This window comes from Pseudoalteromonas sp. NBT06-2, from assembly GCF_002276045.1.
GTDB lineage: Bacteria > Pseudomonadota > Gammaproteobacteria > Enterobacterales > Alteromonadaceae > Pseudoalteromonas.
Genome location: NZ_NQMR01000011.1, coordinates 28,175 through 53,815 on the forward strand (window position 1 = coordinate 28,175; position 25,641 = coordinate 53,815).

At 38.0% G+C, this 25,641-nt stretch carries 30 protein-coding genes and 1 tRNA gene; 4 read left to right on the plus strand and 27 right to left on the minus strand.

What is annotated here, in order from left to right:
- Window positions 1-48 precede the first annotated feature (48 nt).
- Entirely contained in the window at window positions 49-2,121 is a 2,073-nt protein-coding gene (locus tag CJF42_RS03495) for a carbohydrate binding family 9 domain-containing protein (RefSeq protein ID WP_095365351.1), read from the minus strand.
- 1,063 nt (window positions 2,122-3,184) lie between these two features.
- Window positions 3,185-4,210 carry a hypothetical protein gene (locus CJF42_RS03500; RefSeq protein ID WP_095365352.1) on the minus strand — a complete coding sequence of 342 codons (1,026 nt, stop codon included), beginning with the start codon at window positions 4,208-4,210 and terminating at the stop codon, window positions 3,185-3,187.
- Window positions 4,211-4,379: 169 nt separating this feature from the next.
- Between CJF42_RS03500 and CJF42_RS03505 the strand changes: the two genes are divergently transcribed.
- Window positions 4,380-4,808, plus strand: coding sequence for a hypothetical protein (locus tag CJF42_RS03505; RefSeq protein WP_095365353.1), 429 nt, complete (start codon window positions 4,380-4,382; stop codon window positions 4,806-4,808).
- 30 nt (window positions 4,809-4,838) lie between these two features.
- Here CJF42_RS03505 and CJF42_RS03510 read toward each other — a convergent pair whose 3' ends face one another.
- The 19 genes from CJF42_RS03510 to CJF42_RS03590 form a co-directional block, all read right to left on the minus strand.
- Entirely contained in the window at window positions 4,839-5,501 is a 663-nt protein-coding gene (locus CJF42_RS03510; RefSeq protein WP_170940466.1) for a DUF4055 domain-containing protein, read from the minus strand.
- A complete protein-coding gene (locus CJF42_RS27190; RefSeq protein ID WP_170940467.1) occupies window positions 5,384-6,283 on the minus strand; it encodes a hypothetical protein in 900 nt (299 codons plus the stop codon). Before CJF42_RS27190 ends, CJF42_RS03510 begins: the two co-directional genes overlap by 118 nt.
- A gap of 41 nt (window positions 6,284-6,324) precedes the next feature.
- On the minus strand, window positions 6,325-7,023 hold the full coding sequence (locus CJF42_RS28055; RefSeq protein WP_212668775.1) for a hypothetical protein: 699 nt from the start codon (window positions 7,021-7,023) through the stop codon (window positions 6,325-6,327).
- Window positions 7,024-7,086: 63 nt separating this feature from the next.
- Window positions 7,087-7,842 (minus strand): terminase large subunit domain-containing protein, encoded by a 756-nt coding sequence (locus CJF42_RS28060; RefSeq protein ID WP_212668776.1) that lies wholly within the window; start codon window positions 7,840-7,842, stop codon window positions 7,087-7,089.
- 2 nt (window positions 7,843-7,844) lie between these two features.
- A complete protein-coding gene (locus CJF42_RS03520) occupies window positions 7,845-8,264 on the minus strand; it encodes a hypothetical protein (protein ID WP_095365355.1) in 420 nt (139 codons plus the stop codon).
- Window positions 8,257-8,520 carry a hypothetical protein gene (locus tag CJF42_RS03525; protein WP_141235472.1) on the minus strand — a complete coding sequence of 88 codons (264 nt, stop codon included), beginning with the start codon at window positions 8,518-8,520 and terminating at the stop codon, window positions 8,257-8,259. Before CJF42_RS03525 ends, CJF42_RS03520 begins: the two co-directional genes overlap by 8 nt.
- A gap of 195 nt (window positions 8,521-8,715) precedes the next feature.
- Window positions 8,716-10,314: an IS66 family transposase gene (locus tag CJF42_RS03530; RefSeq protein ID WP_095365357.1), complete on the minus strand. Its 1,599-nt coding sequence runs from the start codon at window positions 10,312-10,314 to the stop codon at window positions 8,716-8,718.
- A gap of 209 nt (window positions 10,315-10,523) precedes the next feature.
- Complete coding sequence (tnpB, locus tag CJF42_RS29225; protein ID WP_095365358.1) at window positions 10,524-10,775, minus strand: IS66 family insertion sequence element accessory protein TnpB; 252 nt, start codon at window positions 10,773-10,775, stop codon at window positions 10,524-10,526.
- Window positions 10,733-10,930: an IS66 family insertion sequence element accessory protein TnpB gene (locus CJF42_RS26610; protein ID WP_141235473.1), complete on the minus strand. Its 198-nt coding sequence runs from the start codon at window positions 10,928-10,930 to the stop codon at window positions 10,733-10,735. The genes tnpB and CJF42_RS26610 overlap by 43 nt, the downstream gene beginning before the upstream one ends.
- Entirely contained in the window at window positions 10,927-11,292 is a 366-nt protein-coding gene (locus tag CJF42_RS03540) for a hypothetical protein (RefSeq protein WP_095365359.1), read from the minus strand. The genes CJF42_RS26610 and CJF42_RS03540 overlap by 4 nt, the downstream gene beginning before the upstream one ends.
- 60 nt (window positions 11,293-11,352) lie before the next feature.
- Window positions 11,353-11,595 (minus strand): hypothetical protein, encoded by a 243-nt coding sequence (locus tag CJF42_RS03545; RefSeq protein ID WP_095365360.1) that lies wholly within the window; start codon window positions 11,593-11,595, stop codon window positions 11,353-11,355.
- 216 nt (window positions 11,596-11,811) lie between these two features.
- Window positions 11,812-12,243, minus strand: a complete 432-nt coding sequence (locus tag CJF42_RS03550) for an endonuclease domain-containing protein (protein ID WP_095365361.1) — start codon at window positions 12,241-12,243, stop codon at window positions 11,812-11,814.
- A gap of 174 nt (window positions 12,244-12,417) precedes the next feature.
- Window positions 12,418-13,005: a PDDEXK family nuclease gene (locus tag CJF42_RS03555; protein ID WP_095365362.1), complete on the minus strand. Its 588-nt coding sequence runs from the start codon at window positions 13,003-13,005 to the stop codon at window positions 12,418-12,420.
- A gap of 626 nt (window positions 13,006-13,631) precedes the next feature.
- Entirely contained in the window at window positions 13,632-14,435 is an 804-nt protein-coding gene (locus CJF42_RS03565; RefSeq protein WP_095365364.1) for an ADP-ribosylglycohydrolase family protein, read from the minus strand.
- On the minus strand, window positions 14,432-14,722 hold the full coding sequence (locus CJF42_RS03570; protein ID WP_095365365.1) for a hypothetical protein: 291 nt from the start codon (window positions 14,720-14,722) through the stop codon (window positions 14,432-14,434). Before CJF42_RS03570 ends, CJF42_RS03565 begins: the two co-directional genes overlap by 4 nt.
- 236 nt (window positions 14,723-14,958) lie before the next feature.
- A complete protein-coding gene (locus tag CJF42_RS03575; protein ID WP_095365366.1) occupies window positions 14,959-16,170 on the minus strand; it encodes a hypothetical protein in 1,212 nt (403 codons plus the stop codon).
- A complete protein-coding gene (locus tag CJF42_RS03580; protein ID WP_095365367.1) occupies window positions 16,163-16,591 on the minus strand; it encodes a hypothetical protein in 429 nt (142 codons plus the stop codon). The genes CJF42_RS03575 and CJF42_RS03580 overlap by 8 nt, the downstream gene beginning before the upstream one ends.
- Window positions 16,584-16,946 carry a hypothetical protein gene (locus tag CJF42_RS03585; RefSeq protein ID WP_095365368.1) on the minus strand — a complete coding sequence of 121 codons (363 nt, stop codon included), beginning with the start codon at window positions 16,944-16,946 and terminating at the stop codon, window positions 16,584-16,586. Before CJF42_RS03585 ends, CJF42_RS03580 begins: the two co-directional genes overlap by 8 nt.
- Before the next feature lie 51 nt (window positions 16,947-16,997).
- Window positions 16,998-17,372, minus strand: a complete 375-nt coding sequence (locus CJF42_RS03590) for a hypothetical protein (protein WP_095365369.1) — start codon at window positions 17,370-17,372, stop codon at window positions 16,998-17,000.
- A gap of 140 nt (window positions 17,373-17,512) precedes the next feature.
- Here CJF42_RS03590 and CJF42_RS03595 point away from each other — a divergent pair, with 140 nt between their 5' ends.
- Both CJF42_RS03595 and CJF42_RS03600 read left to right on the plus strand, forming a co-directional pair.
- Window positions 17,513-17,731 (plus strand): hypothetical protein, encoded by a 219-nt coding sequence (locus CJF42_RS03595; protein ID WP_095365370.1) that lies wholly within the window; start codon window positions 17,513-17,515, stop codon window positions 17,729-17,731.
- Window positions 17,718-20,228, plus strand: a complete 2,511-nt coding sequence (locus tag CJF42_RS03600; RefSeq protein ID WP_212668777.1) for a BsuBI/PstI family type II restriction endonuclease — start codon at window positions 17,718-17,720, stop codon at window positions 20,226-20,228. The genes CJF42_RS03595 and CJF42_RS03600 overlap by 14 nt, the downstream gene beginning before the upstream one ends.
- A gap of 100 nt (window positions 20,229-20,328) precedes the next feature.
- Here CJF42_RS03600 and CJF42_RS03605 read toward each other — a convergent pair.
- A tRNA-Leu gene (locus CJF42_RS03605) sits at window positions 20,329-20,413 on the minus strand.
- 535 nt (window positions 20,414-20,948) lie between these two features.
- Between CJF42_RS03605 and CJF42_RS03610 the strand changes: the two genes are divergently transcribed.
- Window positions 20,949-21,449: an RDD family protein gene (locus CJF42_RS03610; RefSeq protein ID WP_095365392.1), complete on the plus strand. Its 501-nt coding sequence runs from the start codon at window positions 20,949-20,951 to the stop codon at window positions 21,447-21,449.
- Window positions 21,450-21,516: 67 nt separating this feature from the next.
- Here the strand turns inward: CJF42_RS03610 and pdxJ are convergent, their stop codons facing one another.
- From pdxJ to lepB, 5 genes are all read right to left on the minus strand, one after another.
- Complete coding sequence (pdxJ, locus tag CJF42_RS03615; RefSeq protein ID WP_095365371.1) at window positions 21,517-22,248, minus strand: pyridoxine 5'-phosphate synthase; 732 nt, start codon at window positions 22,246-22,248, stop codon at window positions 21,517-21,519.
- Between the two features lie 26 nt (window positions 22,249-22,274).
- Window positions 22,275-22,985 (minus strand): DNA repair protein RecO, encoded by a 711-nt coding sequence (recO, locus tag CJF42_RS03620; RefSeq protein WP_095365372.1) that lies wholly within the window; start codon window positions 22,983-22,985, stop codon window positions 22,275-22,277.
- Between the two features lie 19 nt (window positions 22,986-23,004).
- Window positions 23,005-23,880, minus strand: a complete 876-nt coding sequence (gene era / locus CJF42_RS03625) for a GTPase Era (protein WP_252097518.1) — start codon at window positions 23,878-23,880, stop codon at window positions 23,005-23,007.
- A gap of 95 nt (window positions 23,881-23,975) precedes the next feature.
- Window positions 23,976-24,659, minus strand: coding sequence for a ribonuclease III (gene rnc, locus CJF42_RS03630; protein ID WP_095365374.1), 684 nt, complete (start codon window positions 24,657-24,659; stop codon window positions 23,976-23,978).
- 43 nt (window positions 24,660-24,702) lie between these two features.
- Window positions 24,703-25,638, minus strand: coding sequence for a signal peptidase I (lepB, locus tag CJF42_RS03635; RefSeq protein ID WP_095365375.1), 936 nt, complete (start codon window positions 25,636-25,638; stop codon window positions 24,703-24,705).
- Between the last annotated feature and the right edge of the window lie 3 nt (window positions 25,639-25,641).

The following is a 25,641-nucleotide window of genomic DNA, read 5'->3' on the forward strand; positions in this document are numbered from 1 at the left end:
TAACACGCTGTCCTCATTCATAAAATTAAAATTTAATTAGGTGGGTTATTAAAAATAAGTACTATATTTTGCTGTAATTGACTTATTGCTATAATCAAATTGATCCTCTTCATAATTAGCCCCATAATTTAAGACTACATAAAAAGAGTTACCAGGATTCAACTCCCAGTGAAACCGACTATTTATTCCTAAGCTTTTAGATAAATCATCGTACTGAATAGTGTTTGAAAGGCTAAGGTTATATGCGAAGCTTGTTGTGGATTTTATTCTTGCTAAATTAACCTCTTCATTTTTATCATTAACTGTCATTGATAAGTTACTGTAGTAAACAGATACATTTGTTTTTAATAGTTTTAAAACATCCACTGACAAGCTAAACCTCTCATAATCGCCACCATAACGCTCTCCTGTTACATAGCTGATAACAGATGAAAATTTACGATGCTTAGCTGTTGCAACCGTTAACCAGTAGCGAGTATCAGAATAATAACCTTCTTCAACAAAGAGTTTATTAAACAATGGAAAACCCTGTGCTAATCTATCTCTATGGTTTGAAAAACTTAACTGAATACTATCTCCAGCATGATTATCAACCTCAACTAAATTTAGGTAAGTTTCAGATGATACAAACTTATTATCGACGCTTGTAAAATGAGTGGAATAAAGGCTAGAAGAAAAAGACTCAATAAATTGATCTTTAAATCGCCATTTATACGCAAAATCCGTTGTGTATTGACGAATGCCGGTTCGAGCAATGAAACCTAAACCTGGATTAAAATTATCTTGAACTTCCGAAAGACCTAGCCTCGTATAAAACTTATCATTTGGCAATTCAACCATAAAACCATATGCGATATCTTTATCCGAAGATGGTGATGCTGCTGAGTTTGAATGTTGAAACCAAGTATTGACATTAATAATATTATTGCCAAAAAGGTTGTTACTTCGATAGATGTAATCAATACCAATCACATTATTACTGTCATCAGTTGTAGGATCACCATAGGTTGCAATTGTTCCTATCTGATGCGTATCATCAATTTGATAAGATAAACGCCCAACCATAAGGTTTTTAGCTCCGGGCCTATCTTCATGGTCAACTCTCACTCCCAACAACCCATAACTGAAATTGTCATTTCGACCGGATATTTTAACCCCTACATCAATATCTTCAGGGCGACCTGTACTATCAAGTCCTATTTTTCTTGAATGAAATGGCATACCGTTTGCTGTAAGAATACCTATATTTCCATTCAGCCCACCAAATTCAAAAACGCCTGCATCTTCGAGGAAAAAATCTCTTTTTTCAGGAAAAAATGTGGAATACTGTTCGTCATTCACAACTCGATTATCTACTTCTACAGCAGAAAAATCGGTATTAAGAGTCACAATAGCTTTATTCGAAGAATCAATGTTATAAATAAAATCTAAGGAAGGTTTAAACTCATATTTAGCATCTGAAGTAGATGTATCTATGCTTGATACACTGATAGCACTTCTAGCTTCCCATTTTTTGGCACTTTTATAAAAGTTTAGGCCGAAAAGGGTTCCAATTGAAGCTGGAGAATAGCGTTCTTCATTTTGAGAAATACTTTGCCAGCGACTTTCTTCTCTCTTTTTAGCTCTATACCTGGTTACGTTAAAGCCCCAATCAACTAATTCACCTTTCTTGCTAGACATGATATTCAATGGAATTTTCATTTCAAATGACCAAGAATCTTCATTTATTTGTGTTGCAGCTTCCCACCTGCCATCCCATTCAGGAATAATACGACTGTTGTTTTCTACCAACCCTTCATTTCGCACTCCATTTGGGTTTATTGCAAACCAATAGCCATTTCTCTTATCGTTAAATGTATCTAGCAAAATGAAAATGTAATCGTCTTCAGTTATTTCTTTGCCTTGCGACATGATATTGGCAACAATATCGCTCTTTTTTTCTTTTATCAATCCAGAGAAAAAAATGAACTCTTCCGAGTAGAGAATATTAATTTCCGTATTTTCTGAAGGGAATCTTCCAAGGTAAGGTTTTACAATTTTAAAGTCTGAGACTGAAGGCGCATTAGCCCATTCCTTCTCACTCAACACACCGTCTATTTTTATATTTTCATTAGTTTTCATCGCAGAAATTTCAGACGATATCACATTGAAAGATATAAAGAATATGAAAGATATAAAGAAAAATATATTTCTCTTACTACACATCATTTTAACAATCCCTATATTATTTTTTATAACACTTTCTCATTGAATACTAAATAAATACTGACGCTATTTATTATCTGTAATCAATAGAGTATCTATGTCCAATTTTTTAAAAAGTGGATTCTATTCAACTTTGCTGCATTACTCAAGTCTTAATTCTTAATTCTTAATTCTTAATTCTTAATATGAACAAATTATCAGACTGGACTAAGTCAGTTTAATTGATCTACTGAGGTGCAGACATTTAGTTGATGGTATGAGTTGAGTGATGATGACTGAAGAATTTTGAAAAACTATTGTAGTAGCGGCGTTTATTGACGTTGGCATTGACATAAAAGGTCAATGAGGCCTAGATTTTATCCCAAAACATGTAACACTTAATTGAGGTGCGCGCATGCACGGTTTTACCTCTTCACCTTTTTAAAGAACCGCTGGTACTTCATTTGGTGCAAGACCTGCAATGCCGCCAGTGTGGTAACGTTTAGCAAAATTAAATGCAGATGTGTGACTACGCACAATGTTTGAGATTGGTCTTATTTATGGTAGTTTATTTAAATGGGCAGCCATTAAATTCATTATGATTGAAAATATGACTTTTCAGTCATAATGTCTGAGAATCAACAAGCAATATTTAGATCACATATTGCGCATTGCGGAAATGAGCCTTGAAATATTTAACATTTATTATTCAAGAATATCTATTAATAAGACCATTTGAGGAGATAAATTTCTGAGAGGAAAAGATCTGCTTATTGGTAAATTCGGCAAATAGTGGCGGTTTTAGGGTGGTGTTTACAGGTGCGAAACGGTTCTGTGCATACATTAACTATTACTTTCTTTTTTATTATTCTTTCCATAATTATTTACAGCTATATTATATCAAGCCAAAACATTAGTGTATTTATTTAAAGCCTTATTAAGTGTTTCAATAAAAATAACTCTGCAAGGTTGCTTGCTATATTTGCGCTCAAAATTGAAGTTAGATTGTCTTCATTTCGGCTTCTATCTTCTCTATCTCGCGCATCAATGCTTGTTTCTTCTTAAGCGCACTTAGGTATTTCTCTGTGCGCTGAAGGTCCTCTTGTGCCTCAACAGCCTTACTTTCATCAATAAAAGACTTACTTGATGTATCCAACGCTATTTCACCAATTTTGTTTTCAACCAGTTCGAGTTGGGCCTGAAGCGCAGCTTCAGCAGGGTTTGCCAGTTTCATTCTTTCTATATCGTGGGGTTTCCATCCATTATCTTCAAGTCTTTTGTAGCGTGTTACTCTTGCTGTGATTTGCTTGATTTCAGTGGCATAGGACGCTTCTTTGTACTCCCATTTAGTAGCCTGTTCAGAATCATGGCCATGAAGGTTTCGTGCTTCCTTAGCCATCTTACGGGCTTCGCGCTTGGCATTTTGAAGTACACGTATTTGTCGATCCATTACCTGAATATTATTCAGTTTTGACTCCAACTCAGCAATCCTGGTAGTAGTTTCAATAATCTCTTTTTTGAGCTCCAAAATACGCTCAGGATACGTTTTAGGAGTACGTCCATGCCTTTGCCCTGATTTTTCGGTAGCCTTCTTAATCGCTGGCTCATCAGCTCCTGCCTCATCCCATTCAGTCAGAGTATCAGCAAGTTTGCGTTGTGCTAATAGTAACTTACGATCTAGTATAGTGAACTCATCTTTTGACTTACGGCCGACTGATTTAACAGTATTGTTCTCTAATAGCGGATCAACAACGGCATCAATAGAAATGTGCTGCAAGCCTTCTTCCGACTCATATACTCTGATATTAGTCATCATTTTCTCAAACTTGTCTTTTTCTATTTGCAAGAATGTGGCGCGTGATTTTGGACGAATGCCTGGGCCTGTGATAGCATCAATCTCTGCTTGGTTATCGCCTTCAACATCAAATACAGTCTGTAGCTCGGCTACATGCCCACGTTGTCTCAGTGCCGCTCTACGCATTTTATCAATGGTATCTAGATGCGGTCTTCCCATTTGTTTAGCCATAGTTCCTCCCCCCGAAAGATCATTTGATGTTTAAATTATACTTATCTATTAATATTTTACAACTTATTAATTATAATTTCGCTTAAACACTGTATTATTTACAATTTTATTATATTGTTAAGGTAAGTTAAATACAAAACAAAAAGAGGGCTAAGCCCCGGAGTTCATCATGAAAATATTATTTATCACTACAGCAGCAAAAACACGCGCTTGTGTACTAGACGAGCAACCAAATATTGATTTCAATAGTATTGAATGCGGCGAGTACTCAACTGAAATCGCAAAAGATTGGATTACAGATCCAGAGCAAAAAGACTTACTTGAGTTTGCAATAACAGAAGAAGAGCGCTTTGATAAAGTGGCGGTTGTTTGCGAGTACAAGAACTACAATAAGACAGTTGAAAAATACAGGTCGATTGAATCAAGAGAGCGCTTAGCAAAGTACCCTCATACGCACGGTGGTGAGGTTGGCGAGAGAAACGTAAATAATCAAGAAAGTATACGTCGATATGAAAGAGAACAAGCACCTCTCATGGAAGCTAGACTGCAAGAGCTTTTGAACGCTCACGATAAAAGAATGGAAACCTGTAACGCATAAACAAAAAAGCCCCGACCTGGGGCTTTCTTCTTATGCTGCGTCAGACACATCGACCACAGGGCTTGGTGAGCTACTTGAGTCAGTATCCACTGTATTAGCGGCAGTCTGAGCCTTGAAGGTAGCAATCTTGGTTAGATTGTCTTCAATGTCAAAACCAGCCCTTAGTACGCCTCTGCGCTTAAGTTCAGTAAGATATTCCTCATTAGTTAAGGTTTCTTCTTCATAAGCTTTGCTCAATGCATTCAGCTCTTCAGAGCTCATTGTAACGCCATAATCAGTATGAATATCTATTGTAACGTCCAAATCATCAACTAATACAAATTTAGCCATGGTCTTTATTACTAAAGCGGCTGTATCCGCAAGATTTAAAGCCATTGCAGATAATAAGCTGTTGTTACCATCGGCACTAATAGCTCTACCCGTAGCTGTCTCAGCTCCCTGTTTATTTGTTACGAATTCCATGCAAAGTGTCTGCATTTGAAACTCAAGAGAGTTTATAGATGTGCGAGTAGATCCAGTGCCTTTTGCATCATGACCAACATAATACATATCTGCGAATTCACTGGTTCCCATAATCATATTGTCACTGCCAATTTTGAGCGGTTTATCTGGATCGAGACCTTTTGCAAACAAAATAGGAATATTTGCGATATGTTCAGTTTGTGATAAGTCGCTCTCTTTTTGATAGTGCAAATGATTAAGGTCGGCCATATCTTGAAACGGTGATTCACAAGACATGAATTCGGCACTTTTTCATCTACATCAGCATAATAAGTAAATAAAGGGATTTCATTGATATTACCACCACCAAATATTGTCCATTCACTAATTTGTTTTGGGTGATGATCCTCACCTTCTTCAAATAAAGCCCACTCAACGACACCATTAAATTTACGATATGTTCGCTCACGCTTAACGGTCTTGATACTTAATCCATCTTCAGCCATTTCCTTTCTATCTTCAGAAAAGGTTAGTATGACAAGTTCACCATTGAGCTCCTGAGCATCAAGAATGGTATCAGGATGAACCACACGAGCATAAGGCTTAGCATTACTATCTGCATCGACAAAACCGTGACAAATGCCATTCCAAGCTCCTTCAATTTTAATCTTACGGAATAAATTGTGCAGAGATGTTCCAGAGCCATCGATATTAGTTTTTATTTGCTCCATCAAGTCGGTAGCAGCCTTGCGTTTCGATTTTGTTTCAGCTGTCATGGTAGTGGAGAATGGTTTCGCGCAGAGTTTTTTAATTGCATCTTTAGTAAAGTTAGCGAAGACCGAGCGCTTCAACCTTGCTTGATATGGGTCATACTTGCCATGTTCAGTTTCATATGGTTGCTCAGCCATAGAACGAGGCAAAAATTGCTCACCGGCCTCTCTCATGCCCTTTGTTCCTTTTCTGATAGTTCGCATTAGCAAACGGTCTTTATATGCTTGAGCAAGATGCTCTGAACGCTGTTGGAATTGTCTCATTGTATTTCGCCTTTGTTATTTTTATTGTCAGCAAATAGGTGTTAGAAGAAACCTTTGCGGGTTATTGTTTTGGGTTTTGCTTTTTGAGTTAATCTGTACGCAATTGCATCCCATAAGTGATCATCAGGACCCTTAGCAACTTCCTCTGGATTATTCTCATTTCGGTGATGTTCAGGAAGGAATTTTATGCAGTACCGGCAAGTCTTGAAAAAGTAGATGTGTGGCCTTTCAAAATCTTGCTCTTTAGTAGCACTTAGTCTTTCAATCATTATCTGAGCACTAAGTTTTCTTGAGCCTGTTGCTTTGTACGAATCGGTCCACTTAATTCCCTCAGCCGCCATCTCTTTTTCAACTGAAGCACCAGTGCCTTTATCTAGCTTTCCACCTTTTCTGATACTTAAATCAGCCGGACCTGGCTCAACTTTTGTGTGATTGGACAGAATTCCTTTTAGTAATTGTTCTTCCTTTTTTTTGATTCTACGAGCTACCGGCCTAGCTGATAACTGAAGACCTCTATTGCGCTCAACTTGATTACCGTGAGCATCCTCTTCAGTACCATAATCTTCTGCAACTACAATTAGTGAGCCAGATGGAGGGCAGAATATTTTTCCATTTGGAAGCTTGACCTCTTCACCATTCGCTTCTGCTACCCAAACGGTGGCAAATGGAGGTGCTGTGCCTTCATCAAATGCTCTATTTACAGTCCAGTTTTTGGGAATAGTAAACGGATCAATCTCCATATGTTTTGAGCATAAACCGCCAAATATTGCACTGTAATCAACTGAGTTCCAATCCCCATATAGTCAGGCGGCACGTAGTACAGGATCTTTAATACTATTAAGAAATCTCTTATATACATCAGGTAATTTGTAATTCTCAATGTATGAGCAAAATATGTGCATTTTATCCATTACACCATCAACAAATTTAGGCACCCCCTGTTGACAGCTAGTAATGAAATATTCTTTTACCCATCCTTTCCCACGACCATAAGGATTAGTTGTTGCCCTTGTTTGCATTGGTGGCAACAAAGGTTGTTCTAGAGTCGGTTGATAACTATGTCTCAAGCATGAGCGCATTGACTGATAAACCTTGTCATCAGGCCATACCGTCAGCTCATCAAATGCAACATATTGGAATTCTTGACCGTGATATTTTTCGTCATAATCTTCAACAGTTTTACAGAAATCAAATGTTAACTTCTCACCTGTCACGAAGGTCCAGCTACGCTCACTTTTATTATACTCAGCGCCAGGAAAGGCTCTAGGAATCATCTTTTTGGATTTCTTGATTAAATCCTTGAGTGACTTAATTTCTCGCCTTAAAATGATTTCTGACCACCAGATACCCCAGCCTTTGCCTACGTGCTGTAAGTAGTTTGGAATCAATACCTCTGACTTACCTGTGCCACGACCACCATGTATCAATAGTTCACTAACAAGGGTTTCCGGCTGACCTGCCATTAAAAATATTTCTTGGCCACTTTTCTCCAATGGTCCCCAGACAGCCTCTTTGACTGCCTTTGCAACCTTCTTAATTTTATCTAGTGCACTAGCCATGATTACTCCATCAATAGCACAGCTTCTAGCACTTCATACTGATCCCAATTATGTGGAGATTTACGTGCAGGATCATGAATTTGTTTACCATTCCAATACACAGCATGAAGTTCGCCATATGACGTTTTAATAGTAAGTATCGCTCTTAGGCCTGTGCACATTTGCTTAACATCTGAAGTAGTAAATAAATTGCGTTGAGCTGCCTGTGGGTCCAATTCAGCTAAAGCTTCGCGTGTTTGCAGTAATACCGGTTTGTATCGTTTGTATTCATTGAGCACAAGGAATTTAACGGTTTCCTGGGCTGTTACGCCAATACCGTCTACCTCGTTTGGCCATTGGGTAGTAATGTCTTTATATGATGTATCTAGGGCCATAGCTAAGGCGCAAATACCACAATCATATATGGTTCGTTGATTAATCATTATTAGAGTCCTGTGACTGCGATTCAGCTACGGTCTGAGCAATAGCGTTTTGTTGTTGAAGTGCAGCATTCATGAAATCAGCAGTGGTTGCTGTTGCGGGAACTTGAATAACGCCTGATTCAAACGCTTTGGCAAGTTGCTGTTGAATTTGCTCTTGAATTTGTTTTTGTAGAAGTGCATTTGGATCGGAGAACTCCCCTGGTTTTTCTATACCAGCCAAGTACTTTGTTACATGAAAATTTGGTTTTTTGGTCATTTCGCCTTCCTCGTTGTACTCGGGGAAAGCATGCACCGCCATTGATTCAATAAGATTAAGTCTGTACTTGCCACTTCCATCATTAGCTGACTGCAAAAACGTGAGCTTACGGCAGCGTAGCGTGACATCGTGAATTTTCAGACGTAGCTTGACCTAGACAGTTAAGCCTAAGTCATTCTGTTTTGGTGGTTTTATCTAAGTTATTGAGCTTTTAGCGAGGTAATTCCATGGCAAATAATTTTTAGGATTAGCTTTTACTTGCTCATGCTCTCGTTGTAATGCGGTGAAGTAGTCAAAGACATTGATACCAGCCTCACTTGCCGTCGCGATAACCGAGGTAATTACATCACCAATCGTTGCGCCCAGTAAGGTTTTGTGGAACATCGCGTTTTTTCTGTCTCTGACGATAATTTTGAGCATCGCTTCAATACGGTTATTATCTATTTTCACGCCTTCTGTTTTGCAGAAGTAGCTCAGACCGACATAGTGTTTGATAAAATAGCGAATAGCTTTGCCTAAGCCGCTATTTTCTTCAACGGTTTCGTTGGCAAAGTGTGTTTCTCCCCACAATTTTATTTCTTCCATAATGGGCATTGAGTGTTGCTGATGATATATAAGCCTTGCGCTGGGGCTTAAGTTTTCTTCTTTGGTGTAATCATCATTGACCCATATTTCACCATAGCGCTCAAGGACATACTCAACTTCTTCAGGAAAGTGATTAATAACATCAACAAATTGTCGCCTAGCATGGCTATTACATAGTGACGTGATTGCCTCCCTCACCGTCGGGCGATTACTCGCAAGGGCATCGCTCATGATAAGTGGCTTAGCGTAGGATTGGCTGCGTTTGTGCAAAATACTGTCGATGAATTCACCCGCATGGCCAATGTTGGTTTCAAATAAAACAATGTGGTGGTTATCCGCAATGGTGGCGATAACGCCTGAGGTATAAACGCCTGTGCGTGTACGGGTTTTATCACTGTTACGTGCTTGTTTCTCGATTGGCTTTGCGTCAAGAATGCGGTTGGTGGTGTCGTCTAAATAGTAATGTTTGGCGTCGCTCGCTAAATTAAAGAGCAATTGGTATATGGGATAAATATCATTACAAACAAGCTCTACTTGGTCAAAGACCGTTGAGGCGGTGATTTTTACCCCGAGTAACTTTTGAATACTGCTTTGGCGATAAAAAGGCAACCCCGCAAAGTATTTGTAAATTGCCATGAGTGAGCGGGCTGAATAACCATACTTTTGATTACTTAAGCCATCGGTTAATACCTCATCAGGCAATGGCGCAGTAAAATAAGCACCGCAGGTATTACAACGCAGACGCTCTATCACATGCTGCTCGGGTTTAAACGGGCTTTGCCCTGTGATACGCAGCAAGCTACCTGGCTCAGTTTTATATACTTTACCCGTTAAGCACTCAATACAGCTGTCACCTTTATTAAGGTCTTTTAGTGGGTGAACGATAATCGTGGGTTTAACAGGCGTGAAGCCCTCTTCACCATCATTTTTATGCTTTTTGTTTTTCTTGTTTGATAACGTTTTCGCTTTTTTAAGCACTGAGCCTAGCTTTTCAGATGATTTTTCAATACCCAATAATTTACGCAATTTATGCACGGTAACGTCGTGGTTTGCTAAGCGAGTTTGCGTGGTCGCTAAGGTCATTAAAGCGTCAAGCAATAATTGATAGTCTTCGGGACTCAACGCCAGATTATTTTCTTTGGCTTCACTGACGCGCTCTATTAACGCTTCAAGTGCTTGTCCATCAATATCGGTAAAAGGCTTACTCACGATACATCCAGTATTCAGTATGGGTTACAGGTTGATTTGACGGACATTATGATCCGATAAAATGAAAAATCAAGTAATAATCTCTTTATTATTTCACCCTAAAAAGTGATCGGTTTTTTGCCATGATAGATCGTTATTGCACGGCAAGAGCATTACGAATTTTATACAAGTTTAGTTTGAAATTTAATCTAAACAGACTTGTGTGGAGCTTAAATCTGTAGATTTTTTTGAACCAGCATATAAAAACAGTTTATTTGATTTGTTTTTTTCAAAAAGGCGATGTCAATACCATTTATAATGCTCTTGCCCTGATCGTTATTGCTCAACAGTTGCCGTAATTGTTTTGCGATGAGTGGTTCAATGTTATTGTTTGAACTCGGCCACGAGGTAAACTTGCCTTTAGATAAGCGCTTGGTCATCAGCCAAAAACCAGTGCCGTCATATGATAATGCACGCACCATGGTTTTATTGCGATTGATAAAACAAACACAGTGCCTGAACGTGGATTTTGGATGAGTTTATGACGGCAAATAGCGGCTAAACCATCAATACCTTGACGAAAATCTGCGTGTGCAATAGCGACTAATATATGGGTATCAGCGGTGAGGTGGATCATGACTTCATTGCGCCAACGAGTGAAATAAGCATGTCACTATTAACAACGCCAGATAAATGCATCTGATCGCCACTGGCAAAGCACAGCTCAACCTTTACAGACGGCTGTGTTGGTGAGTCTGAAATAGGTAAATGAACAAATTGCGGCTTTACCTTGGTGGGCACAGTACAGTGTCGCCATTGCTTGAGCTGACTGCCGCTGAGCCTTAGTGCAGATGTTATTTGGCTAGAGGAATAATGATGAAGTAATGCGACGGCTTGCTCACGCAATTCGGTAGGTGTTGGCACTTGACGGCCATTTCGGTTGCTACGCCAGTGCTCAAAAGCAGTAACGACTATTGATAATTGATCTTGGTTTAACATGATTGCATCCTAGTAGTGGAGGTTGCACTCATTAAATCAGATCACAAAATGGAAGTTGATCTATGCTGCCGTAAGCTCACGCAAAAACTGCAAATGAAGCTTATCTAATGCCGTTAAGTCTGACTTCTCTATATTGCCTTCGGAAAGTTGCTCTATTAGCTCTTCAGCATGTGAGCGATAGTAATGATAAGTGCGTTCACTTATGCCAGCTTTGATTGCTGCATACTTAGCAGGAAGTCGCTCACGGTACTTCTCAAATTGCTCTATGAGCGCCTTTGTAAGCTTTGGTTTTCTGCCAGTCATAATGGGACCTTGTTATTATTATTTTTTGATTTGGGCAGCGCTTCGCGCTAAGGAGAGCCAGTTCTCTTTTATGATGGTCACCCACATTAGTTGAGGTTTTTTAATATTCTTTAAAAGAAAAACAGCGTTTAATGTGGGTAAAGTTGAAAATCACAGGAGAGGAGGCTGAAATAATACTGGCTAAGATTCGCCGCATTGCGGCGGCATAAAGCAAAATTAGAGCTTGTAGCGTGCTACTTGTTTCTTTAATTCTTTGATTGCTTGTTCGTGTTTAGCGATGGTTTCAGGCCTCTTTGCACTTTTAGCAAGAGCCTTAAGCTTTTTAATCTTTATATCAATATCGGTCTTATGCTTATAGTGATACGGATTATGACTAAAGTCCTTAGCCCAATACTTAAGAAGATTTTCAAAAACAACTTTAATATCAGTACTTTTGCCAAAGGTATTCGCCCAATTAATAATCTTTCCCTCAAGCGAATTGCAATGTCGGTGCAAAGGATCTCTCATGTGACCAGTGCCGTAATCATGATCGCCAACTGGATCTTTTAATATAGGCAATTGGCACACAGGACAGATACCATTTTGTTCTTCAAGTTTCTTTAGTACAAATGGCTTGATTTGAGGTTGAGTTAGCTTAGCTGTTATCATTATTTTTATAGCCTTATCTGAAGTTTTAATGTGGGAGCTCAACAAGCGAAGTACAGTATCTCTAACTATCGTATTTGCTATCTTCTTCACCCCGATATTCAACTGGTGTTGAGGGGGTTGAGCTGAATGAAGGGAGAGGCCTAATACATGAAAGTAAACAAAGGCCTCAATAGATTATGCAGTTGCCACCAGGCGCTTATACGCATCGCCTTGAACGAATTCATCAAACGCATGCGTGTAACAGTAATAAAAACCATTAACTTCACACCATTCTTCTATAGTACGCGTTGAGCCATCTTTACGGACCTTACACCACGGCAAATGTATTCCTTCTTCTTGAAGAATGAACACAAATGTAATGCCAAGCTGTTCAGCAATATGTATGTATTTCATTGCCTCAGCTATATCTCTAAAGCAGCCTTTAATTTCAAAAAATATTCGCTTATTTAAATTAGAAACAGCGTCAGGCTGATGAGTGTGTTTTATTGAATATTCAACTTTGTGCTCAATCGGTTCGTACTTCGCATTTTTTAGCAAAGTATTATTAAACATGTGAAATTCAGGCCATGAGCGGTACGGAGCAGGTGCAGGAGCTATTTTAAGGAAGTTATCACTATCAGATACTCTAGGCTGTTGCTTGGCTTTGTTATAGCCATTCCAATCTACATCATGAAGATGGGCAATTGCTAATTCTGAATACTCAAGATGCTGCATATGAGTTAGCTCGTTGATTTGTTCTTTAGTTGTAATTTCACCAAGCATGAAACACCTCTCATTATGCTATCAAGCAGGGTTTAAGATTCCCTGAATGTAACGCAAGTAAGTCATAATGATGTCTTTGCAGTCTAAATGGCTTATTACAAAGTAGTGCTGCATTACGTGGCTTGCAGCCTAGAATGCCAGATATTTTTTCGTAATCGTATATTTGTTTTACCGATCCACGACCATCATATATAACCAGACCATGCTTCTTGAAAAATGCTAGAAGGTCATCTAGCGTAAACTCTTCAAAGGGCTTCATTTTGTTTCTCCCACCTCTTATTCTTATACCCTTACTTTACCAACTCACACTCTTATATCAAGTATTATTTACAATTTTATTATCTTTTTAATAACACAATTAATTGCCATCAAACATATGAATGTGACGGCATATAAGTGCTAATATTTTATTTATATCAGTATTTACAATAAGGATATATAAACATGTATATATTACTTATACCGATAAGTATATCAACGCCATGCAAGTGACAGTATAGAATTTATATCAATATAGAAATAATAATTATACTCTTGTCTTATAACTTTTATATTAAGATAAATATAAGTCAGAGGCGCTAAAAATATACTCACGCGTACAGAAAAAAGCATTATTTACCACCTTATTAAAAAGGCAGTTTACACATCCATCTTTTGTGCTCAAATTCCTCAATCATTTGCAGTACAGGCTGATGATTTTTGAACAACCAGCGCTTCGTTTGTTGCTTATATCGCTCACTGACGGAGCATGCTTGAGACTTGATTAGTGATGCGATGCACATAATTGAATTCGTATTGTAACCGCCAAAATAATATATGGTTGAGCGTATAGAGTCTTCCCAATTCTTCGTTGACAATGCGATATAGATTGCAGCCAAGACTACATTTTTAGCATCACCATTAATCTTTAGATTTTGCTGGAGCTCAATGTGATCTTTAGGTCGTTCATAATTAAAATTAGCTAGCAAGTAAGCATAAATTTCATCTACTGACTTCTTTTGTCTAACCCCATAAACAACATAGCAAACTGCCTGAACACTAAAAACAGCTTCATCACTATTGTGGGTAGACCGACAGCTCTCAGCCGCCAATTCCAGTATCTGGAAAAGGGGGATATCCAGCATTCCAATGACCCCTGCGCGAATCGCTGCGCCGCTTCCAGTGCTTTCTTGCATGTAGTTTATATCGCCTTGCAGCAGCCAAAATTCAGTAGCATCATCAAAATTAGTAACAGTATTTTGCTGGCCCCACTTCATGAAACACTCACTAAAATCAAGATCATTCATTAATGCATCTGCTGTACTAGCGAGCATTAATGAATGCGATGAAATTGCGCTTTTAGCACTTGTTAGCTCAAGAAGATTGTATGTCTTAATTGTTGTGCTTTCGAACTCAAGCCCAATAAAGTTCCCAACGATTCCACCGATCATTTTTTTTCCAACTTTAAGACATCAGGACTAAGCCCATCGATTAATGAAATAAGCTGAGCATAACTAGCAACGTATTCGCTGCCCTCTCCGATTAATTCATAGCAGCTTCCTGTATGAGTTCTTACAAGATTGTCTTCAATGTATAAAATTCGAGATGAGCATAAGTAGTCATTTTCTTTAAAGCGATTTCTCACATTGTCACTCACGACTACGGCCCACAGCACTTTAAATGGTGATAGCTCATCTACTATGGTAATCAAAGCCCAATTTCTGACTATTGTTTTCATAATCTAATCCTGAAAAAACCGGAGAACAGAACAAATGGCACAGCAAAACAGAGAATTAACAAGATCGTATCATCAGTAAAAAGGTAAGATAATTCAAACGACCAATTAAAAGGTAACCAACCAAATATGAACCTAAAGAAATGTCGCGTTTCATAAAGATTTTTTGAAGCAACTAAATACAGCGTATAACTGATTATTGCTATTCCAAAAACTCGTTCTTGAGACCTGTGAACTCCTTATTCTACAAGTGAATGATAGTTATTTCTGAACTCTTCAAGCATCAATCTCTCACCGTTTTTCTTCAACATGAACTCATCAAACGCATAGCTAAAACGATTACTTGATTCACCAGAAAACGCATATCGATCTACTTCTGTTGAGTAACGCATTTTCAGCAATAACTCTTTAATTCGCTCAGGTCCACTATTTTCATATAAGTAGCTAAACGCTTTTGAATAATGACCATAAGCCACACCAGGATCATTGAAGTTCGCATTCTCATCTTCATGAGTAACCACATTAACTGGATAAAATCCTGACACTTCTTTTGCTACTTGTTGCCCTGCCAAATAAGTAGCCATGCCCTCGATGAACCACCTACCATGAATCTGAATTGTTGGTTCTACAGGCGTACTAACATTCAACTGAATCCAGTGAATAAGCTCATGCAAAACCACTTGGTCAGAATCAGAACGGCCTGCAACAGAATTCGGCGCAATGTTCATCCCCAATAAAGTCCCTTGGCCCCACATACTACTATTCATCCTGGCATCAAGGCACACGACAACTTTCTCTGGAATAGTGTTGTGTCCAACCAGATCAAAGTTATATAGCGCTTCATACTGCTGAATGAATTCGGTTTGTTTGTCTTTGCTAATACTATTCCAATATGAAGTCACTAGAGGGACACGTTCATTATCCTCAAGTTCATTCCAGTTTTCCGGTGCGGAAAATTCAGAATCAACATCAGTTATGTCGAGTTCATCCAATTCACCATCAGTTTGCACGTAATGCATAACCAAATAATCAATAATGGTTAATCGCTGAACTTCAACAGAATACGCAGGCCGTAGCTCTTTAAACTCTGCTTCACTAAACCCTGTTTTGCTATAAGCAGTCTGCAACTGCCCTTCAACTAGTGAAGCTGCATGCTTGTAATCGTCATCAGGCAAGCTTGGATCTCCATAAACCATGGCATTAGCTGATTCGAAATAATGGCGGTTAAATGTTGAATGACATTCTCCAAAATCACCAAAAGCACTCGGGTCACTCGGAGCGTATAAGCCAGTAATATCAGCTGACTTAAATTCACCGGTAACATAAGTCATACCACCTGAATTGCCGCCGTTATTAGCACTGCCATTGCTTCCTGAGTCTGAATCACTACCACCGCCACCACACGCAACAAGAAATAAAGAAAGGATACTGACAATTAGATATTTACTCATAGTTTTTCCTTTTTGTGTTAACTAGTTGAATTCGATTTTTGTGATACCTTTTAAGCCCTCTCTGAGTGCTAATAACCACCCAAAATATATTGCCTTTAGTATCAAACATATCATCCGAAAGGATTGACTCATCGCTTTTAAGCATTGGCTGTATGAACCATCCTAGTTTCAGATTTTTATAGTGAAAGAAGCCAAGTTGACATAAATCCAACTCACTAATTCGTCCTTTAAATTGAGCTTTAAGTGCTTTGATTACTGATTTTTCAGCTTCTTCAGTGCAAATAATCTTTTGCAATGTTGGCGTAATCACAACCCTCACCGTTCCGCCATTCAAGTATTTGCGAGCTTGAAGTGGATGCTCATGCAAAACCCTAACTACGTTAAAATTTAGGGTAGCTATACGGTCTAATAATCTACTCAATCTCTATTGCTCCTTCCAAAAACTGTTTTATATCTTGCTGCTCAAGCTCTCTCTCAAGTTCTTCATCGAGAGAAACAACATAAAAAAAGACAGTGCCTTCCGCCTGACGCTCCTCATCACGAACTTCAAAAATTGTTATGTATAATTTAAACTGATCGATAGCTGCATTAGCATAGCAATTATCATCAACTACAATTTTTGATAGAATCTGGTAAAACATCTCTCCTTTACCTTCAATAATTCTTTCAACTTGTTTGGATGTGCAAATGCTAATGACCTTAAATTCGATAAGGTGTTTGCGCTTAACAGGATCAGCAATCATGCTCAGTAATTTACTCAGCTTTTCTTCAGACATAATTAGTCCTTCCAAAAGTTTGAAATCAAATGTGTTTTGTTTTTTTAGGTTTTAGAAATCTATAACAGCTTTAAGCGCGTACCACTGATAGTTATTACGCTGTTGCCGCATTTGGCCTGTCTCGCTGTATAGACCAATATCAATGTGAGCTGTGTTTTGGTGATGTGAAATTTTAAAAAACATAGTTGCTTGGCAGTAAGTGAACATGCCAGCTGAGTGGTTACAAAACGGATCTGTCTCTCTGTTAATTTTGTATGTTGAAACTGCTGATAAAAGAGGATGTGCTCCGCCGTTTTCTTTCATTAATAAGCAAATGCCGTTTGAAAAAGAAAGTATTAGATCTTGTTTGTCTTCAAGTTGCTGTAGCTCATCAAGTGATTTTGAAAGCTGAGAGCGCAAGTTATCGTTTCTTTCAACATTGGACATTCACAATCTCTCTTAGCGACGGGATGAACATACTATCATAAACAAAGCTCCTTGTCAATACATATAATACTTGTAGCTACATATACTCCAAGTATTTATACGTGGTACCATTATGATGAAATCGTATGTAGGTTCATAGTATGAAAAAACAAATATTGGCAACAGGAAGGTTAAATGACCGAGCTGATAGGACGAAGCTCACCAGCATCCACTTAGACAAAGAGGTGATAGACTGGATTGAAAAAAACACTAAAGGAAACAAGCAGCTCATATACAACTACTTAATGAAGAAAGGCATTGAGCAATATGAACAAAATAAAGAAACTATAATTTTAGAGGGCTTAGATGACAATTCTTAATGAAGTAGATTTGATTCGCATAGCTGCGAACGAAAAGCTAGATCCTAAGAAAAAAGGTGAACTAGGTCAGTTTTATACAGCTGCCCCTATATCAATGTTTATGGCTTCTTTGTTTGAATCCATGGCAGACGAGATTAACTTGCTCGATCCTGGATGCGGGCCTTGTTCTTTAGCTGCCGCTTTCACTGATGAGGCAATTAAGCGAGGAAATGTATCAACTATTAATATTGATGCACATGAAATCGAAGAGCGTATAAAGTCTCACATTGTAGAGAGTGTTAATGTATGTGAAGAGGTGGCAAAAAAAGCTGGGATTAAACTTAATCCAACTTTTCACTTCGGTGATTTTATTCAGAACTTCAGTAACGACATTACAAACTATAGTGACTGTGAGGCTGTGTTTGGCCCAATTGAGCACTATTCACACATTATCATGAACCCACCATACAAAAAGATAGCTAGCTCAAGCGATCATCGAAAGTGGCTACGAGCAGTGGGAATTGAAACGGTTAATCTATATTCAGCATTTGTAGCCATAGCCCTTAAGCGACTCAAGCAAGGTGGCGAATTGGTAGCTATTATTCCACGCTCATTCTGCAATGGACCCTACTATCAGCCATTCAGAGAGCAATTAATAAATGAAGCAGCCATCAGGCACATTCATATCTTTGACAGCCGATCAAATGCATTTTCAGGCGATGATGTATTGCAAGAGAATATTATTCTACATCTTGTAAAAGGCGAAGAACAAAGAGAAGTTACGATTACTTCAAGCCCTGTCGCGGACTTTCATCAGGACGATGAATCAGGAACGGTGACAGCTTCTGACATGACTACACGAACAGTACCTTTTAGTTCAATCGTTAACCCTGGCGATAAACAGCAATTTATTCATATCGCCGCCAATAATCGTGATCAGTCAATTATCGATAAACTAAGCGTGTTTAATTCTACGCTGGAAGATATAAGTGCTCAGGTTTCCACTGGCCCCGTTGTGGACTTCAGGCTTAAAGATGATCTTCGCAAAGACATTGAGCCAGGTGCAGTACCTCTGATTTACCCTGTCCATTTAAATGGCGGTGTGAACTGGCCAAAGGAGTCTAAAAAGCCAAACGCTATATCTGTCTCAGACAAGTCAAAAAGTTGGCTCTGGAAGCATGAGGGCTACTTTGTAATTGTTCGCAGGTTTAGCTCTAAAGAAGAAAAGCGCCGAATTGTTGCAACACCTTACGATAGCTCATTAGCTGGCGAGCTAATTGGCTTTGAAAACAAGTTGAATGTATTTCACAGCAAAAAGGTAGGATTAGATAGAGAGTTAGCTTTAGGACTATATGTTTATTTGAACTGTACGTTATTGGATAAGTATTACCGTTTATTTGGTGGTCATACTCAGGTTAACGCTACAGATTTACGTACTATTCACTACCCTGAGCCTGATACGTTGCGTAGAATTGGAGCCCAGGTTCAAACACCAGATTTAACACAAAAAGAAATTGATCAACTAATAGAAAGGGAAATCAGTCAAATGACCGGCGTAGAAAATAATAACCCGTTAAGTGGGCAAGAAAAAATAGATCAAGCATTAGAGGTTATCACACTGCTAGGAATGCCTAGGGCTCAACAAAATGAACGATCAGCCCTTACTTTTCTTACATTACTTAACTTACATCCTGAGGGCAGTTGGCAAGAGCTTGAGAAGCCATTGTTCGGCGTAACGCCAATTATGGACTGGTGCAGAGATGTTTACGGTAAAGAGTACGCACCCAATACTCGCGAGACATTCCGCAGGCAGACGCTTCACCAGTTCGTTGATGGTGGACTTGCTCTTTATAACCCTGACAAACCAGACAGGCCGGTTAACAGCCCTAAAGCTTGCTATCAGATAGCTCCTGAATTGTTTGAAGTATTATTGGAATACGGGACAGCTAGCTGGGAAAAAGCTCTAAAAGGTTGGTTAAAATTACGCAAGACATTAGCTCAACAGTATGCGATGGAGCGAGAAATGCAGATGATACCTCTTACTTTGGATGATGGCACTGAAATCAAATTGAGCCCTGGTATTCACAGCCAATTAATTCACGACATTGTGATTGAGTTCGGTCCCAGATTTGCGCCTGGCTCAGAAGTGATTTATTTGGGTGATACAGGAGCAAAAGAGGACTTCTTTAGGAAAGACAGATTGGCAGAGCTAGGAGTTACTGTTGATCGTAAAGGCAAACTGCCTGATGTTGTATTGTATTGGCCTGAACGTGACTGGCTACTACTTATTGAGTCTGTGACAAGTCATGGTCCTGTTGATGGTAAGCGCCACGGAGAGCTTGCGAAATTGTTCAAGGATTCAAAGCCTGGTCTTGTTTACGTTACTGCATTTCCTGACAGAAAAATCATGGGTAAATATTTAGGCGAGATTAGTTGGGAAACTGAAGTATGGATGTCGGAAGCGCCGACCCATATGATTCACTTTAATGGTGATAGGTTTCTTGGGCCACATGATTAAATATAAATAGGATTGATAAAGGTATCGAGAGGTGCCTTTTTTATATCTAAATTTCAGGCATAAAAAAAGCCGCTCGTAAGCAGCTGATTTTTAATTGCAATGGTAGCCGAAGACGGACTTGAACCGTCACTCTCGAAAGAACCGCATTTTGAATGCGGCGTGTCTACCAATTCCACCATTCGGCCATTTCAATTAAACTTTATACAATCCTTTGTATTTCCGCTATATCAATTACTATATATTGGAATATTAGCAGCTGATTATTATACATCAATATACATTTAACAATTGCTAATATTTAACTAGCTTTCCCTTTAAATTCAATTGGTTAGGCGCAAGACCTATTGCCTTTTGAATCCCCTATGTCTACCAATTCCATCATACTGGCATAATTTTTCTTTGACTCTCTCGATTTAATCAGATGAAAAAATAAAGAAAAACCACTTCAGAGCTTAAGCTTTATAAAAGTTATTTTTATTAGATGCTCTCATCTCTATGCAATGCATTATACAAAGATGACATCATGCAGCAAGTATTTTTTACATTCACAGCGTTAACTGCTTAGTAATCATTCAATTTAATGATTATTGTTATGAATAGTAACAATATAGATTAACGGCTCTAAACATTTTCATCGAATAAATTCCCTCACGGTATGGGTTTTGATAAAATAAAGTATCTCGAGAACGCGTTGTATAAATTAGGACTAAAATGACAAATATAGAAATAAATTTTCCCAGAACCGGGTTAGGTCGTAGGCTGGCTTCTTGGGTATATGACGCTTTAGTTGTTGTGGCTTTTTCGATGGTAACCACTGTTTTTTTTCTATTTTCTGTTCAAGGGTTAATCGCTTTAGATTTACTGACATTAGGCAATGCAATTGATGTATCCGATTTAATTGAAAGCAACCTAATTTTAGAAGTTATTCGTGGTACTTTATTGGTAGGTGTAAACTGTGCTTTTTTTGTTTATTTTTGGACTAAAGGTGGGCAAACAATTGGTATGCGCTCATGGCGTTTAAAAGTACAAAATTTAGATGGCAGTAATATCTCTATAAAGCAGGCAATTATTAGGGTTTTAACCTCATTATTAGGTCTCGGTAATTTATTGGTTATTATTGATTTTAAAAATAAACGTGCTTTACAAGATTACGCAGCTAAAACTGAGATAATTACATTAACTAAAGAAGAAAATAAACGTATTTATCAATCCCTAGATTAGTCACTATAAAATAACAATCAAATTAGCGAGTACTTTTGACTCGCTAATAATGTTGTTAAAACGAGGTTTAAAGTCTTGCTTCAAGCATTAAACGTTTCATATCTCTTACTGCTTTTTCAAGCCCATCGATAGCAGCTCGAGCGATAATTGCATGACCTATATTTAGCTCGTAAATCTCTGTTATGGCAGCGATTGGTTTTACATTATGGTAATTCAAGCCGTGGCCAGCGTTTACTATCAAATCTAACTCGACAGCAAAGGCAACACCATCTCTAATACGATTTAGCTCAGCTAATTGTTCTTTATCATTTTGTGCATCAGCATATGCGCCAGTATGTATTTCAATGTATGGTGCGCCAACATAAGAACACGCTTTAAGTTGCTTTTCATCTGCATCAACAAATAAAGAGACTTTAATGCCTGCTTCTGTTAAACGTTTCACTGCATCTGCAATTTTTTCTTGATTACCAAAAACATCTAAACCACCTTCAGTCGTTAGCTCTTCACGTTTTTCTGGTACTAAGCAAACATACTCAGGTTTAGTTTCTATTGCGATCGCAATCATTTCTTCTGTAACAGCAATCTCAAGGTTCATTCTGGTTTGTATCGTCTGCTTCATTACAGCAACATCTCTATCTTGTATATGCCGACGATCTTCACGTAAATGAATCGTGATGCCATCAGCACCGCCATGTTCAGCCACACTAGCTGCATGAACAGGATCTGGATAAGTTGTGCCCCTTGCCTGGCGTAATGTAGCTATATGATCAACATTAATACCTAATAAAACATCTTTCATTGTTATTGCCTTATAATTTTATAAAATCAGCGCTTTATAAATAGCTCTCTGCTTTTTAAAGGTTTATTCCCCAATAAGGGTTTTAATAAATAACGACTTAATTGTTTCGCCAATTGCCTTACAGCTAACTTACTAAAGTCATAGTTTAAGATTGCTAATAATTGTTCACCATATACTGCCTGCTGATAGCTATTATAATCAGCTTCATTTGGCAGTATTTTACCCCAACCCATTTGATCAAAAAATTGATATTGCGCTTTGCTTTTAATTTTATCGCCTGCGATATCAAATTCAAAGTCAATTCCATAGCCTAACAATTCTAATAATTGAAATTCAAAGGTTCTCAAATAAGGTTCAACTTCATTATCTTGCTGCAAATAATTAATATGTTGATGATAAAGCACGTAAGCATCTTCTATAGGCTCATTATGCGGAATAATACGTTGGCACAATTCATTTAAATAAAACCCGCAATAAAGCGATTTACCTTTAAGAAAAGTAATTTTGCCAGGTAATTCAAATTGAGTGAGGTATTTTAAATCACCTCTGCCTGAGTAGCTGATAAGAAGTTGTTGGAATGGTTGTAATTGTGCTTTGTGTTTAATTGAATGCCTGCCTTTAAGCCTGGCAAGCATTCTAATTTGCCCTACGCCTTCTACAAGCATATCAATCATTATTTGCGAATCACTATAAGGTCTATGGTGCAATAAATATGCATTGTAAAGGAGTGTATTCATTCTATTTTATAATGAGTTGTTATTCACTACCATAACCTAAGCTACGCAATGCACGTTCATCATCCGCCCAGCCCGACTTCACTTTAACCCAAAGTTCTAAAAATACTTTGTTATCGAGCATGGCTTCCATATCTTTACGTGCTTCACGCCCTATGGTTTTAAGTTTTTCACCTCTATTACCAATTACCATACGTTTTTGAGTTTCACGCTCAACGAGTATCAAGCCGTTTACCTGCCAAACACCATTATCTTTCCATTTGAACTGCTCGATTTCAACAGTAATAGAGTAAGGTACTTCATCACCCATAAAACGCATTAATTTTTCACGAATGATTTCAGCCGCTAAAAAGCGCATTGATCTATCTGTAACATAGTCTTCAGGGAAATAAAATTCACATGGTTCTAAGTGATTTTTAACATGCTTTTTAATGATATCAATATTTTTACCTTTAGTAGCGGACACTGGTAAAATATCTAAAAACTTGCCTTTTTTAGATAAAAACTCTAAATGAGGCAGTAACGATTCCTTATCTTTAACTAAATCAACTTTATTAATTAGTAGTAATACAGGTGTACCACTCAGTATAACCTTATTAAGTACCATTTCATCATCTTCAGTCCAATGAGTCCCTTCAACTAAAAATAGTATTAATTGGACATCACCAATGGAACTACTTGCTGCGCGATTCATTAAACGGTTAATTGCACGCTTTTCATCTATATGCAAACCAGGAGTATCGATATAAACAGCTTGATAATTATCTTCTGTATGTATACCCATTATACGATGTCGGGTCGTTTGTGGTTTGCGAGAAGTAATACTTACCTTTTGTTCAATAATTTCATTTAGTAAGGTAGATTTACCTACATTCGGACGACCTACAATGGCAACCATACCACAGTGAGTATCTGGAATATCATGCTTAATCTCTAAACTTTCAGATAAAATACTATCAGGTGCATTGTCGTGTTTTATATCGTTTTCAGGTTTCATTTTTTAGCTTCATTCTTTAATTTATGTAGCGCAAGCTCTGCTGATTTTTGCTCGGCTTTGCGGCGAGAAGTTCCCGCACATGTAAAGCTATCCATGCCTTCAACAATACATTCAACAGTGAACATTTGATTATGCGCCTGTCCTTTCGTATCTATTACAGTATAGCTAGGTAAAGGTAATTTACGCGCTTGTAGATACTCTTGTAATAAGGTTTTTGGATCTTTTTGATTGATCTCAGGAGAAATAGCCTCTAAGCGAGATGCATACCAATTTAATATTAGCTCCTGACAATTATCGATACCAGAATCTAAAAATACAGCACCAATTATGGCTTCAACAGCATCTGCTAATGTTGATTCTCTGCGATAACCACCACTTTTCAACTCTCCAGGGCCTAGCCTTAAAAAGTCACCTAATTTAAATTCAACACCAAACTCGGCTAAGGTTTGCCCTCGGACTAAAGTTGAGCGCATTCTACTTAAATCGCCTTCTCTTGCTTTTGGAAATTGATGATAAAGTTTATCAGCAATAACAAAGCTCAATATTGAATCACCTAGAAACTCAAGTCTTTCATTATGTTGACCTTTATGACTTCTATGTGTTAATGCTTGATCTAATAACTGAGAGTTTATAAACGTATACCCAATTTTAGAATATAAATCTTTTGCGTCTTTTTTCATTATCTAATTTTCATTTCTTTAAATTACGCTGTATAACTAAGGCTTATTGGATAGAACCTAATCGATTAAAACGAACGCCAGTTGGTACCCAACCAGGTAAAAAATCATCATTTGTATTATCAAATTCAAAACTCATCCAGATAAATACCGCCTTACCTACTAAATTTTCTTTTGGAACAAATCCCCAAAAACGACCATCTGCACTATTATCACGGTTATCACCCATAAGAAAATAACTATCAGCAGGAACACGCCACTCATCGACTTTAGTACCTGGCTGTTGGAAGTAACGACTTTTTGATTCAAGTGCCATCGGATTAATTAAAATATCATGTTCAACACCCGCTAACTCTTCAGTTAAGCGTGGTAAAGCCATGCCTTGCATTGAAAACTCATCTTCATTTATAAGGGTTAAACCAATTTTATTAAACTTACCACATTTAAGTCCTGCATTTTGTGTTTCACCGGACTTACATAGTGGTTTTACATATAGTTGTTTATCGCTATAAACAACTATATCTCCTGGTAGGCCTACAACACGTTTTATAAAGTCTACATTAGTATCCAAAGGATATTTAAATACGGTAATATCACCGCGTTTAGGGCTATCCATTTCTACTAATTGTGTACGCCACACAGGATCTTTTATACCATAAGTGTACTTTTGAACTAATATAAAATCTCCAATTAATAATGTCGGCATCATTGAACCTGACGGTATTTGAAAGGGTTCAAATATAAAAGATCTAAAAATAGTGATTGCTGCAATCATCGGAAATATCGAGATTGCAGATTCCGTTATCGCAGGTAATGGCGCAATTTTATCACGCGCTTCTTCATCAAGTTCCACACCGGATGCACTTTGTGCTACTGCTATTCGCTCTTTTCTTTTAGGTGCAAATATTAAGTGGTCAACTAACCAAATTAAGCCGCTTCCTAATGTCAAAATCACTAAAAATGTTGAAAAATATCCTGCCATAAT